Source organism: Wenxinia marina DSM 24838 (genome assembly GCF_000379485.1).
GTDB lineage: Bacteria > Pseudomonadota > Alphaproteobacteria > Rhodobacterales > Rhodobacteraceae > Wenxinia > Wenxinia marina.
Window position 1 is genome coordinate 1 of record NZ_KB902310.1, and the last position, 13,023, is coordinate 13,023.

Here is a 13,023-nt window from a genome sequence, read left to right on the forward strand (position 1 = left end):
CTGGCGGGACTGGCGCCGGTCGCGCGCGACTCCGGGATGCGCAGCCCGCCCCGCAGGATCGCCGGCGGCCGACCGGTGATCCGCTCGCTGCTCTACCTCGCCGGCCTGCAGGCCTCGCGCCGGGACCCTGCCTTCGCCGCCTTCCGCGCCCGCCTCGAGGCCGCCGGAAAGCGTCCCAAGCAGGCCATCATCGCCGTCGCACGCAAGCTCCTCACCGTCCTCAACGCCATGCTCCGCGACGCCAAGGACTACGCGACAGCCAACCCCTGAGGTTACAGTTGCCGGCTCAAGGCCGGGGCGGGAGCGCGAGCGGAGGCCGCCGCCTCCCGCAGAGCGCGTGTCAGGCTATAGCGGAAAGAACCACGGGATGACCGCCGCGGCCGTCAGCGCGGTCAGCAGGTTCAGCGGCACACCCACCTTCAGGAAATCCACGAACTTGTACCCGCCCGGCCCGTAGACCAGCGTGTTCGTCTGGTAGCCGATGGGCGTCGCGAAGGCGGCCGAGGCGCCGAACATCACCGCCACGATCAGCGGCCGCGGATCGACCCCCAGCGTCTGCGCCAGCCCCAGCGCCACCGGCGTCAGGATCACCGCCACCGCGTTGTTCGACACCACCTCGGTCAGCGTCGAGGCGATGAGGTAGACGCACAGCACCAGCAGGTACGGCGGCAGGTCGGACAGCCAGGGCGCGAGCCAGTCGACCGCGATCTGCACCGCGCCCGACCGCTCGAGCCCGGCGCCCACCGCCAGCATCGCGAAGATCAGCGCGAGGAGCCGGCCCTCGATGTAGCCGAACGCCTCCTCGGCATCGATGCAGCGGGTCACCAGCACGATGGCCACGCCGATGAAGGCGAGCGTGCCGATCGGCGCGACGCCCACCGCCGACAGGATCACGATCCCGGCCAGCACGGCCAGGACGATCGGCGCGTGCTGGCGCCGGTAGGCCCGCGCCGTCGGGTGCGAGACGTCGACGAGGTTCATCTCGGTCGCCAGGCGCTGGATGTCCGCCGGCGCCCCCTCCAGCAGCAGCGTGTCGCCGACCCGCACCACGAGGTCGTCGATCTGCCGGCCGATGTTGCGGTCACGCCGGTGCACGGCGAGGGGATAGACCCCGAACCTCCGCCGCAGGCGCAGGTCGCCCATCCGCCGGCCGACCATCTTGCAGTCGGGCGTGATCAGGCACTCCACCGTGGTCGTCTCCACCGCCGAGACCTGGTCGACCCGGCGCAGCGCCTTGTTCCGCTGCAGCGACAGCAGTTCCGTCATCGCGGTCCGCAGGACCACCCGGTCCCCCACCTCCAGCGTGACGCCGGCGAGGTTGCGCCGCAGCGAGGCGTCGCCGCGGATCACGTCGACGAGGCGCACGCCGTCGCGCTTGAAGAGCTGCACGTCGGTCGCCTCGCGGCCGATCAGGTTGCTGTCGGGCGGGATGACGGCCTCGGTGAAGAACCGCATCCGGCTGCGGTCGGACAACAGGCCCGCCATCGAATCGCGCTCGGGCAGCAGGTGCCGCCCGAACAGGCCGAGATAGGCGACCGCGACCGCGGCCATGACGAGGCCCGCGCCGGTGATCTCGAAGATGCCGAACGGCCGCTCGCCCGCCTCGCGCACGATGCCGTCCACCAGGAGGTTGGTCGAGGTGCCGATCAGCGTGATCATCCCGCCGAAGATCGCGAAGTAGCTGAGCGGGATCAGAAGGCGCGACGGCGCCATCTTCAGCTGCGCGGCCAGGCGCACGAAGATCGGGATCATCACCACGACGATGGGCGTGTTGTTCACGAAGGCCGACATCGCGAGGACGGTCATGACGAGGACGGCCAGCGTCGTCCGCGGCCGGACCTCCACGTGGCTCGCCGCCTGGCCCGAGATCCAGTCGAGCGCCCCGGTGCGCACCAGCGCCCCCACCACGATGAACAGCGCGGCGATGGTCCAGGGCGCGGGGTTGGCGAACACCTCCAGCGCGTCGGCCTGCGGCAGAAGGCCGAGGACGATCATCGCGATGGCGCCGAGGATGGCCACCACCTCGACCGGGTAGACCTCGCGCACGAAGGCCACGAGCATGGCGAGGATGATGAGGCCGGCAGCGATCGGCTGCGCGCCGGCGGAAAGCTCGATCCCGAACAAGGCTAGGCGTCCGTCCCCGTCTGTGCCGCGATGTGCGGCGCGGTCTCCTCGCGCGGCGAGACGAGGGCGAGCCCCGCAAGCATCAGCGCCAGCGCGGTCCAGACATAGCCCGAGTAGCGCTCGCCGAGGAAGAGCATCGACCACACGACGCCGAAGCCCGTGACCAGATAGCCGACCTGCGCCGCCCATACCGCGCCGCCGGTGCGGATCATCCACAGGTATCCGGCATAGGCGACGGCGTTGAAGAGACCGATCCCGGCGATCGCGCCCTCGGCCGCGCCGAGGCCGCCTCGGGGCCGGATGAACTGCCCCGTCGCCAGCGCGACCGGCGTCACCAGGACCAGCCCGATCAGGGACGCGCCGAGGAGGAGGGGCAGCGGCCCCGGCACCTGGTCCTGCAGGAGCGCCACGCCGTTGCCCTCGACCGCGTAGAGCAGCGGCGCGACCAGCGCGAGCGGCAGCATCGCCGCCATCGCCGGCGTGGGCAGGGCCGCCTCGGGCAGCGCGATCAGGACGACGCCGGAAAGGCCGAGCGCGAGGCCGGCGAGCCGCGTGGGCGCGAACCGGTCGATCCGCAGCGCCACCGCCATCGGCAGCGCGAACAGGGGCACCGTGGCGATCACGATCGCCATGATCCCGGCCGGCAGCACCGTCGCCGCGCGGTACGAGACCGCGTTCGGCAGCACCGTCCCGGCGAGCGCGACGAACAGGCACGCCGCCCACGCCCGCCGCCCCCGCGGCACCCCGCCGCCCCGCGTCACCGCGACGGCCCCCAGCAGCACGCACATGATCGCCAGCTGCCAGAACATCAGCCCGAAGGGCCGGTAGCCGGTGGAGACGGAGATCTTGATCAGCGGCGTCGTCGCGCCCCACAGGGCGCCGATCCCGACCAGCGCCGCGATCAGGGGCAGGCGCCCGCGCCCCCCGCCCGCGCGTGCGGTCATTCCGGCCCGCTCTCCGCCAGCCGTCCGCCCTGCCGCACCGGGACGGCCCGCAGCGCCTTGCCCGTCCGGTCGTCGGTCTCGACATACAGGCCGCACAGCGACGCCTCGCCGTCCGCCGGCGTGAAGCGCTCCTTGCCCATGCCGGTGACGAAGCGGCGCAGCGGTTCCGCCTTGTCCATGCCGATCACGCTGAGATAGTCGCCGCACATGCCGGCGTCGGTCAGGTAGGCCGTCCCGCCCGGAAGGATCTGCGCATCCCCCGTCGGCACGTGGGTGTGGCTGCCGACCACCAGGCTCGCCCGGCCATCGCAGTAATGGCCCATCGCCATCTTCTCGCTCGTCGCCTCGCAATGGACGTCGATCACGCTGGCGCTGACGAGACCGCCCAGCGGGTGCGCCTTCAGGACGCCCTCGATCGCCGAGAAGGGATCGTCGAACGGCCGCTTCATGAAGACCTGGCCCAGCACCTGCGCCACCAGCACCTTGCGCCCGCCGGGCGCCTCGAACATCCGCGCCCCCTTGCCCGGCGCGGCCTTGGAATAATTTACGGGTCGCAGGATGCGCGGGTCGGCCTCGACCGCCTGCATCATGTCCTTCTGGTCGAAGGCGTGGTCGCCCAGCGTCACCACGTCCGCCCCCGCCTCGAACAGGCCCCTGGCGTGCGCCGCCGACAGGCCGTGACCCGAGGTCGCGTTCTCGCCGTTCACCACGACGAACTCCAGCCGCCACCGCTCGCGCAGGGAGGGCAGCCGCTCGGCCACGGCCCGCCGGCCGGCCCGTCCCATCACGTCGCCAAGGTAGAGGATGCGCATTCCGCCCTGCTAGCGCCGCCCCCGGCCGGAGGCAAGGCGCGCGCGCCCCCCGGGGCGCCGGGCCCTTGCTCCCCTATCTTGCTTCAAATACCTCCGGGGTGAATGCGCCGTCAGGCGCAGAGGGGCAGCGCCCCTCCTGTCCGACATCTCCATCAGGGGGGACCGCATGGGCGCCGCGCTCGCCGGCTTCACGCTCGGCCTGTCGCTGATCCTCGCGATCGGCGCGCAGAACGCGTTCGTGCTGCGCCAGGGGCTGCGCAGGGCGCATGTCCTGCCGGTGGTGCTGACCTGCGCGCTGTCGGATGCGGTGCTGATCGCGGCCGGCGTCGCGGGCTTCGGTGCGCTCAGCGAGGCGGCGCCGGGACTGCCGGTCCTGATGCGCTGGGGCGGGGCGGCGTTCCTGATCGTCTACGGCGCGCTGGCGTTCCGCAGCGCCTGGCGCGGGGCGGAGACGCTGACGGCCGCGGGGCCGGGGACGCAGAGCCGGGCGCAGGCGGTTCTCACCTGCCTCGCGCTCACCTGGCTGAACCCGCATGTCTACCTCGACACGGTCGTCCTCGTCGGCTCGGTCGCGGCGACGCAGGAGTCGCGGCTGGCCTTCGGCGGCGGCGCCGTCACCGCGTCGTTCGTGTTCTTCTTCGCCCTCGGCTACGGCGCGCGGGCGCTGGCGCCGGCCTTCGCGCGGCCGGGGACGTGGCGGGCGCTTGACGCCCTCGTCGGCGGCCTCATGTGGCTGATCGCGGCCGGGCTGATCCTCGGTGGATAGGGCAGGCGGCATGGCGGAGCGCGAGCAGAACCCCCTGAGGGGCGTCCTCTGGATGGTGGCGACTGGGGCCTGTTTCGTGGCCCTGACCGCGACGGTGAAGGCCGCGGGCACCCGCGTGCCCGCCGCGGAATCCGCCTTCCTGCGCTATGCCCTGGCGCTGCCGATCCTGATCCCCGCCGCCGGCGCGATCCTGCGTGCGCACCTCACCCGCCGCCAGCTGACGCTGTTCGCCTTGCGCGGCCTCGCCCATACCGGCGGCGTGATCCTGTGGTTCTACGCGATGACCCGCATCGCCATCGCCGAGGTGACGGCGCTCAATTACCTCAACCCGGTCTACGTCTCCCTCGGCGCGGCGTTCCTGTTCCGCGAGGGGCTGCCGCTGCGGCGCCTGCTGACCGTGATCGCCGCCTTCACCGGCGCGCTCATCATCCTGCGGCCGGGCCTGCGCGAGATCGATCCGGGCCACGTCGCGATGCTGGGCACCGCGCTCTGCCTCGCCGCCAGCTATCTGATCGCCAAGGTCGTCTCGGACGAGGTCTCGGCGACGGTGGTGGTCGGCATGCTGCAGGCGACGGTGACGGTCGGCCTGCTGCCGTTCGCGCTGGCGGTCTGGGTCACGCCGACCCTGGGCGAGCTGGGCTTCTACGCGCTGGCCGCGCTCTTCGCGACGCTGGGCCACACGTTCATGACCTTCGCCTTCGCCTCGGCGCCGCTGACGGTGACCCAGCCGGTCACGTTCCTGCAGCTGGTCTGGGCCGCGACGCTCGGCGCCGTCGCCTTCGGCGAGCCGGTGGACGGCTGGGTGGTCCTCGGCGGCCTCATCATCGTGGCGGCGATCAGCCTGCTGACCTGGCGCGAGGCGCGCCTCCGCCGGCGCGAGCGGCTGCTGGCGGCGGGCGTCGGGGTCTAGCCGCCAAGCCACATCCAGAGGCCGCCGACGACCGCGCCCACGGTCGCCACCATCGCCAGCAGCATCACCAGCCCGTCCTTCAGCAGCAGCGCCAGCCCGATCAGCGCGATCGCGGCGAAGGGCAGGGCGGCGGCGAAGGGCAGGAACTCCAGCGGCGGCACGGCGAGGCAGAGCAGGACGACGGCGCCCCCCGCGACACGCGTCGCGGTCGGCCCGGACAGGACGGTCAGGCGGTTGCCCATGTGCTCGTCGATCCAGTGCGCCACGCCGCGCATCTTGTCCGCGAAGCCCGACAGCTTGTCGCCGCTGATCTTCCGCTTCTCGAGGAAGCCGGGCATCCAGTAGCCGTCCCGCCCCATCGCGATCTGCACGGCGAAGAGCAGGATCACGGCCGCGATGATCGTCGGGACCGAGGGGATGCCTGCGACGGGCGAGATGCCGATGAGCGCGGGCACGATCAGGAACGCCGCCGCGCCGCGGTTGCCGAAGCTGTCCTTCAGCTCGCCGACCTCGGTCTTCCCGCTGTCGCCGGAGGCGTCGTCGATGTCGTCGAGGATCTCTTCCGCCGCGCGCTGTTCGGCCATGATCGCCCTCCCGTCGCTATCGCGGGCAACGGCCGTCCCGGGGCGCTTGTTCCGTCAGGCCCTGCGGCGGGGGTCGATCAGCCGCGACAGCACGCTGTTACGGGTGACCGCGCCGACGACACGTCCGTCCTCGGCCACCGCCACCGGCCAGCCGGTGGCGTCGAGGCGGGCCATCACCTCGCGGATGTCGGTGTCGGGTCCGACCGGATCGCCGTCCATGTCGTCGCGCACCGGCCCCATCACGTCGCGGGCGCACAGCACGCCGAGCGGGTTCATGTGGGCCACGAAGTCGGCCACGTACTCGTTCGCCGGGCCGGTGAAGATCTGCCGCGGGGTGCCGCACTGGACGATCCGCCCGCCCTCCATGATCGCGATCCGGTTGCCCAGCTTGAACGCCTCGTCGAGGTCGTGGCTGACGAAGACGATGGTGCGGTTCCGCTCGCGTTGCAGCTCCAGCAACTCGTCCTGCAGGCGGGTGCGGATCAGCGGGTCGAGCGCGCTGAAGGGTTCGTCCATCAGCAGGATCGGCGCGTCGGTGGCGAAGGCGCGGGCGAGGCCGACGCGCTGCTGCATGCCGCCCGACAGTTCGCCCACCAGAGCGTCCGCGCGGTCGGCGAGGCCGACGAGCTTCAGCTCCTCCTCAACCCGCGCGGCGCGTTTCGCGCGGGACTGCCCGCCCAGCTCCAGCCCCAGGCCGACATTGTCGCGCACGGTCCGCCAGGGCAGCAGGCCGAACTGCTGGAACACCATCGCGACGGTGCGCAGGCGCAGCCGCCGCAGCGTCGCGAGGTCGGCGTGGGTGACGGAGGTCATCCCGTCCGCGGTCTTCACCCGCACCTCGCCCCGCACCACGGGGTTGAGGCCGTTCACCGCGCGCAGCAGCGTCGACTTGCCGGACCCGGAGAGGCCCATCAGCACGACGATCTCGCCCTCCTCGACGGTGAGCGAGCAGTCGTGCACGCCGAGGATTTGGTCCGTCGCCTTCTGCACCTCGCCCCGCGTCTGGCCGCGGTCCATCAGCGGCAGGGCGCGCTCCGGCTTGCCGCCGAAGACGATGGAGACGTTGTCGAACTCGACGGCGGTCATTTGCGGCTCACCCGCAGCATACGGTCGAGCATGATCGCGACGACGACGATGACGATCCCGCTCTCGAAGCCGAGGGAGGTGTTGACGCTGTTCAGCGCCCGCACCACCGGCACGCCGAGGCCGCGGGCGCCGACGAGGGCGGCGATCACCACCATCGACAGCGACAGCATGATGGTCTGGTTGAGGCCGGCCATGATCTGCGGATACGCGCTCGGCAGCTCGACCTTCCACAGCAGCTGCCGCCGGGTCGCGCCGAAGGCCTGCGCCGCCTCGGTCAGGGCGACGGGGGTGCGGCTGATGCCGAGATGCGTCAGGCGGATCGGCGCGGGCAGGACGAAGATCACCGTCGCGATCATGCCCGGCACCATGCCGATGCCGAAGAACACGATCGCCGGGATGAGGTAGACGAAGGTCGGCAGCGTCTGCATCAGGTCGAGGACGGGGGCGAGCCAGGCGTAGACCTTCGGCCGGTGCGCGGCCCAGATGCCGACCGGAACGCCGATCCCCATGCAGACGAGGCAGGCCGACAGGACCAGCGTCAGGCTCTCCGCCGTCTCGTCCCAGTAGCCCTGGTCGAGGATGAAGAGGAAGCCGACGAGGACCAGCAGGCAGACCTTCCAGTTGCGCTGCAGCGCCCAGGTCAGCAGCACGAACGCCGCCACGACGACCAGCCGGTGCGTGTCCTCGTCCCACCAGCCGATCCAGGGCTCGAACCGCCGCCCGCTCAGCCAGTTCTCGCCCGGCGGGCGCATCAGGATGGCGAGGATCACGTCGATGATGCTCCGCGTCACGTCGGAGAAGCCGTCGAGGAAGCCGGACGCGCCGTCGCGGATGTATTCGAAGCCGCGGCTGGCCGCGTCGCCGACCGGCAGCTCCTGGTCCGTGCGGCCGAGGAGGCGGGCGGGGAGCCACTGGACGAACCACAGGATCGCCGGCCCCAGCCAGGCGAGGAAGTCGAGGACGGCCTGCACGCACCAGCCGACCGCGTAGAGCAGCGACAGCAGGGCGTCGGCGATGGCGCGGAGAAAGGTCATTCCGGAGGGAAGGGGCAGGGCGGCCGGGCCGCCCCGCCCGCGTTCATCACATCGAGATCGCGCTCTCGACCGCCGCGACCGCGTCGCCGCCGTCGAGGGTCGTCACGCCGTCGAGCCAGCCCTTCCAGGCGTCCGGATTCGCGGCGAGCCACTCGGTCGCGGCCTCCTCGGGGTCCATCCCCTCGTCGAGGATCGCGCCCATGATCTCGTTCTCCATCTGGAGCGAGAAGGTGAGGTTCTCGAGCAGGGCGCCGACGTTCGGGCACTCCTCGACATAGCCGGCGCGGGTGTTGGTGTAGACCTGCGCGCCGCCGAGGTTGGGGCCGAAGTAGTCGTCGCCGCCCTCGAGATAAGTCAGCTCGAAGTTGGCGTTCATCGGGTGGGGCTCCCAGCCGAGGAACACGACCGGCTCGTCGCCGCCGCTCGCGCGGTCCACCTGCGCCAGCATCCCCTGCTCGGAGCTTTCGACCAGTTCGAACTCGCCGAGGCCGAAGGCGTCGGCGTCGATCATGTCGAGGATCAGGCGGTTGCCGTCGTTGCCCGGCTCGATGCCGTAGATCTCGCCGTTCAGGGCGTCCGCGTTGGCCGCGATGTCCTCGAAGCTGGCGATGCCGAGGGCGGCGCCGGCGGCGTTGGTCGCCAGCGTGTACTTCGCGCCGTCGAGGTTCATGCCGACCGTATCGACGGTCCCGGCCTCGCGGTAGGGCGCGATGTCGGCCTCCATCGTCGGCATCCAGTTGCCGAGGAACACGTCCACGTCGCCCTCGGCGAGCGAGGTGTAGGTGACGGGCACCGACAGCACGAGCGTCTCGGTCTCGTAGCCGAGCGCCTCCAGCAGCACCGTCGCCGTGGCGGTGGTCGCCGTGATGTCCGTCCAGCCGACGTCCGAGAAGGTGACCTGGTCGCAGGCCTCCTGGGCGGCGACAGCGCCGCCGGCGCAGGCGAGGGCGAGCGCGGAGAGGGTGGTCCGAAGGGTCATCGTGATGTCTCCCTGACTGTTCAACGTCCGGTCATTGATTGACGAGTCAATAAACGACCGATTATTGGTTCGTAAAGCCAACCCGGACATAAGGTCTGATCCCCCGTGCCCAAGCTCGGAATGGAGCCTATACGCCGCGCCGCCCTGGTGAAAGCCACGATCACCGAGATCGGGGAGCGCGGGTCGCTGGACGTCACCGTCGCGCAGATCGCCCGCCGCGCGGGCATGAGCGCGGCGCTCGCGCACCACTATTTCGGCGGCAAGGAGGACATCTTCCTCGCCGCGATGCGCCATACGCTCACCGTCTACGGGGCCGAGGTGCGGGGCGCTCTGGCGATGGCGTCCGGGCCGCGCGAGCGGCTGGAGGCGGTGGTGCGGGCGGGCTTCTCCAGCTCGAACTTCCGGACGGAAACCGTTGCGGCGTGGCTGAATTTCTACGTCCTGGCGCTGACCTCGCCGACCGCCGCGCGGCTTCTGAAGATCTATCAGGGCCGGCTGCGGGCGAACCTGCGCCACGCGCTGCGCCCGCTTTCCGCGGAGCCTGCGCCGGTGGCCGAGCGGATCGCGGCGCTGATCGACGGTCTCTACCTGCGCGAGGCGCTGGCCCGGCAGACGCCCGACGGCGCCGCCGCCACTGCCCAGGTTCTCGCCGCCCTCGACAAGGAGCTCTCTTCGTGAGCCAGCCGAACATCCTCATCCTCATGGTCGACCAACTGAACGGGACGCTGTTCCCGGACGGCCCGGCCGACTGGCTGCACGTGCCGAACCTGCGCCGCCTCGCCGAACGGTCGGCCCGCTTCGCCCACGCCTACACGCCCTCGCCGCTCTGCGCCCCCGCCCGGGCGGCGGTGATGGCTGGGCAGATGCCGTTCCGCACCCGCGTCTACGACAACGCGGCGGAGTTCCAGAGCAGCATCCCGACCTTCGCGCACCACCTGAGGAACGTCGGCTATCATACCGTCCTGTCGGGAAAGATGCACTTCGTCGGCCCCGACCAGCTGCACGGGTTCGAAGAGCGTCTGACGACCGACGTCTACCCCGCCGACTTCGGCTGGACCCCGGACTGGCGCAAGCCGGGCGAGCGGATCGACTGGTGGTATCACAATTTCGGCTCGGTCACCGGGGCGGGCGTCGCCGAGATCACCAACCAGATGGAGTACGACGACGAGGTCGCCTACAACGCGATGGCGAAGCTCTACGACCTGTCGCGCGGCCACGACGGCCGGCCCTGGTGCCTCACCGTCAGCTTCACCCACCCGCACGACCCGTTCGTCGCCCGCCGCCGGTTCTGGGACCTCTACGAGGACGGCCCGCTCGACCCCGAGCTGAAGCCGGTGCCCTATGCCGAGCTGGACCCGCATTCGCAGCGGCTGATGGACGCCTCCGACCGGCGCAACTTCGACATCACGCTTGAGGACGTCCGCCGCTCGCGCCGCGCGTATTTCGCCAACATCAGCTACATCGACGACAAGATCGGCCAGATCCTCGACGTGCTGGAGTCCAGCCGCCAGGAGGCCGCGATCGTCTTCCTGTCCGACCACGGCGAGATGCTGGGCGAGGGCGGGCAGTGGTTCAAGATGAGCTTCCGCGAGGGATCGTCCCGGGTGCCGTTCATGCTGTGCGCCGACGGCGTCGCGCCCGGGCGGGTGGAGACGCCGGTTTCCACCGTGGACCTGACGCCGACGCTGGCCGACCTCGCCGGCGCGGACCTCGGCGGCGTCGCGCCCTGGACCGACGGGGTGAGCCTGCTGCCCGTGGCGGCGGGCGGCGAGCGGAAACCCGTGGCGGTGGAATACGCCGCCGAAGGGTCCATCGCGCCGATGGTCTGCCTGATCGAGGGGCGCTGGAAGTACACCGCCTGCCCGGCCGATCCCGAGCAGCTGTTCGACCTGGACTCCGACCCGTGGGAGCAGACGAACCTCGCCGGCGAGCCGGGCTACGAGGGCCGGCTCAAGCATTTCCGCGACATGGCGGCGGAGCGGTGGGATCTGGAGCGTGTGGACGCCGAGGTGCGCCACAGCCAGGCGGGCCGGTGGGTGGTTTACCCGGCGCTCAGGCAGGGCGGCTACTACCCGTGGGACTGGCAGCCGATCCAGCGCGCGTCCGACCGGTACATGCGCAACCACATGGACCTCAACGTGCTGGAAGAGAACCAGCGCTTTCCGCGGGGAGAATAGACATGGCCTTCGACATCCGCCCCGCCGCCAGTCACTTCGTGAACGGCCAGCCGGTCGAGGACGAGGCCGGGACGCCGATCCCGGTGATCTGCCCGGTCACGGGGGACGAGATCGCCCGCGTCCACGCCGCGACGCCCGCCGTCATCGAGGATGCACTGGCCTCGGCGGAGGCGGCGCAGAAGGACTGGGCTGCAATGATGCCGCGCGAGCGCGGGGCCGTGCTGAAGCGCGCCGCCGCGATCATCCGCGAGCGCAACCGGGAACTGTCGGTGCTGGAAAGCCGCGACACCGGCAAGCCGCTGAGCGAGACGCTGGTGGCCGACGCGACCTCCGGCGCGGACGCGCTGGACTTTTTCGGCGGCCTCGCCGCGACGCTGACGGGAGAGCACATCCCGCTGGGCGGCGACTGGGCCTACACGATCCGCGAACCGCTCGGCGTCTGCGTCGGCATCGGCGCCTGGAACTACCCGACCCAGATCGCCTGCTGGAAAGCCGCGCCCGCGCTCGCCTGCGGCAACGCGATGGTCTTCAAGCCGAGCGAGACGACGCCGCTGGGCGCGCTGAAGCTGGCGGAAATCCTGGTGGAGGCGGGGGCGCCTCCCGGCCTCTTCAACGTCGTGCAGGGCGCGGGCGAGGTCGGCGCGGCGCTGATCGCGGATGCGCGGGTGGCGAAGGTGTCGCTGACCGGCTCGGTCCCGACGGGCAAGCGCGTCTACGCCGCCGCCGCGGCCGGCATGAAGCACGTCACGATGGAGCTGGGGGGCAAGTCCCCGATCCTCGTCTTCGACGACGCGGACGTGGAGAACGCGGTGACGGGCGCGATCCTCGGCAACTTCTACTCCTCGGGGCAGATCTGCTCCAACGGCACCCGCGTCTTCGTGCAGTCCGGCATCAAGGAGCGGTTCCTGGAGCGGCTGGCGGAGCGGCTGGAGAGCGGCGTCGTCATGGGCGATCCGCTGGACGAGGCGACGAATTACGGGCCCATGGTCAGCGAGCGGCAGATGGAGATCGTGCTCGGCTACATCGAGAAAGGCCGCGAGGAGGGCGCGCGCCTGATCGCCGGCGGCGGCCGGGTGGACCGGCCGGGCTTCTTCGTCGCGCCGACGGTGTTCGCGGATGTCACCGACGACATGACCATCGCGCGGGAGGAGATCTTCGGGCCCGTGCTGTCCGTCCTCGACTTCGAGGACGAGGCCGACGCGGTCGCCCGCGCCAACGCCACCGAGTTCGGCCTTGCGGCCGGGGTCTACACGTCCGACCTCGCCCGCGGGCACCGGGTGGTCGCGGCGCTGCGGGCCGGGACCTGCTGGATCAACGCCTACAACCTGACGCCGGTGGAGATGCCGTTCGGCGGGGTGAAATCCTCGGGCGTGGGGCGCGAGAACGGGCGCGCGGCGATCGAGCACTATTCGCAGCTGAAGTCGGTCTACGTCGCGATGGGGGCGAGCGATGCGCCGTTCTGAGGGGGCGAAATCCGGAGGCGGATTTCGGCAGGAGCCGGGTCCGGCTCCTGCGCGCGCGGTCGCGCGCGGCGCCTTTGGCTCGGGCGGGGTGCATGGGGCGAAGTGCGGGCTGTCTGCTGAGAGGCGGTTCAGGGGCAGGTGTGC

Annotated in this window: 13 protein-coding genes; 6 read left to right on the forward strand and 7 right to left on the reverse strand. The window is 71.3% G+C overall.

What is annotated here, in order from left to right; all coding sequences use genetic code 11:
• Nucleotides 1–270, forward strand: a 270-nt coding sequence (locus A37W_RS22135) for a transposase (protein WP_018300961.1), incomplete at its 5' end; no start/stop codon positions are given.
• A gap of 75 nt (nt 271–345) precedes the next feature.
• Here A37W_RS22135 and A37W_RS0114715 read toward each other — a convergent pair.
• From A37W_RS0114715 to A37W_RS0114725, 3 genes are read right to left on the reverse strand one after another with little or no spacing between them, the layout of a single operon-like run.
• Entirely contained in the window at nt 346–2,124 is a 1,779-nt protein-coding gene (locus A37W_RS0114715; RefSeq protein ID WP_018303798.1) for an SLC13 family permease, read from the reverse strand.
• A gap of 2 nt (nt 2,125–2,126) precedes the next feature.
• On the reverse strand, nt 2,127–3,068 hold the full coding sequence (locus A37W_RS0114720; RefSeq protein WP_018303799.1) for a DMT family transporter: 942 nt from the start codon (nt 3,066–3,068) through the stop codon (nt 2,127–2,129).
• Entirely contained in the window at nt 3,065–3,880 is an 816-nt protein-coding gene (locus tag A37W_RS0114725; RefSeq protein WP_018303800.1) for a TIGR00282 family metallophosphoesterase, read from the reverse strand. The genes A37W_RS0114720 and A37W_RS0114725 overlap by 4 nt, the downstream gene beginning before the upstream one ends.
• A gap of 166 nt (nt 3,881–4,046) precedes the next feature.
• On the opposite strand from A37W_RS0114725, the gene A37W_RS0114730 reads away from it, so the two are divergent.
• Together A37W_RS0114730 and A37W_RS0114735 are read left to right on the forward strand one after the other, a co-directional pair.
• Nucleotides 4,047–4,646 carry a LysE/ArgO family amino acid transporter gene (locus A37W_RS0114730; protein ID WP_018303801.1) on the forward strand — a complete coding sequence of 200 codons (600 nt, stop codon included), beginning with the start codon at nt 4,047–4,049 and terminating at the stop codon, nt 4,644–4,646.
• Nucleotides 4,647–4,656: 10 nt separating this feature from the next.
• The gene (locus A37W_RS0114735; protein ID WP_018303802.1) at nt 4,657–5,556 is read left to right on the forward strand and encodes a DMT family transporter; all 900 of its coding nucleotides are present in this window, start codon (nt 4,657–4,659) and stop codon (nt 5,554–5,556) included.
• On the opposite strand, the gene A37W_RS0114740 is transcribed toward A37W_RS0114735, so the two are convergent.
• Genes A37W_RS0114740 through choX form a run of 4 tightly spaced genes read right to left on the reverse strand, consistent with a single transcriptional unit; the run spans nt 5,553 to nt 9,239 of the window.
• Nucleotides 5,553–6,140 (reverse strand): exopolysaccharide biosynthesis protein, encoded by a 588-nt coding sequence (locus A37W_RS0114740; protein ID WP_018303803.1) that lies wholly within the window; start codon nt 6,138–6,140, stop codon nt 5,553–5,555. The genes A37W_RS0114735 and A37W_RS0114740 overlap by 4 nt on opposite strands.
• Before the next feature lie 54 nt (nt 6,141–6,194).
• Nucleotides 6,195–7,226 carry a choline ABC transporter ATP-binding protein gene (gene choV / locus A37W_RS0114745; RefSeq protein WP_018303804.1) on the reverse strand — a complete coding sequence of 344 codons (1,032 nt, stop codon included), beginning with the start codon at nt 7,224–7,226 and terminating at the stop codon, nt 6,195–6,197.
• Nucleotides 7,223–8,260, reverse strand: coding sequence for a choline ABC transporter permease subunit (gene choW, locus A37W_RS0114750; protein ID WP_018303805.1), 1,038 nt, complete (start codon nt 8,258–8,260; stop codon nt 7,223–7,225). The genes choV and choW overlap by 4 nt, the downstream gene beginning before the upstream one ends.
• Before the next feature lie 46 nt (nt 8,261–8,306).
• Complete coding sequence (gene choX, locus A37W_RS0114755; protein WP_018303806.1) at nt 8,307–9,239, reverse strand: choline ABC transporter substrate-binding protein; 933 nt, start codon at nt 9,237–9,239, stop codon at nt 8,307–8,309.
• Nucleotides 9,240–9,359: 120 nt separating this feature from the next.
• Here choX and betI point away from each other — a divergent pair, with 120 nt between their 5' ends.
• The 3 genes from betI to betB are packed head-to-tail and all read left to right on the forward strand — an operon-like array spanning nt 9,360 to nt 12,879.
• Nucleotides 9,360–9,917 carry a choline-binding transcriptional repressor BetI gene (gene betI, locus A37W_RS0114760; RefSeq protein WP_026198518.1) on the forward strand — a complete coding sequence of 186 codons (558 nt, stop codon included), beginning with the start codon at nt 9,360–9,362 and terminating at the stop codon, nt 9,915–9,917.
• Nucleotides 9,914–11,416 carry a choline-sulfatase gene (gene betC, locus A37W_RS0114765; RefSeq protein WP_018303808.1) on the forward strand — a complete coding sequence of 501 codons (1,503 nt, stop codon included), beginning with the start codon at nt 9,914–9,916 and terminating at the stop codon, nt 11,414–11,416. Before betI ends, betC begins: the two co-directional genes overlap by 4 nt.
• A gap of 2 nt (nt 11,417–11,418) precedes the next feature.
• Entirely contained in the window at nt 11,419–12,879 is a 1,461-nt protein-coding gene (betB, locus tag A37W_RS0114770) for a betaine-aldehyde dehydrogenase (RefSeq protein WP_018303809.1), read from the forward strand.
• Nucleotides 12,880–13,023: the final 144 nt, after the last annotated feature.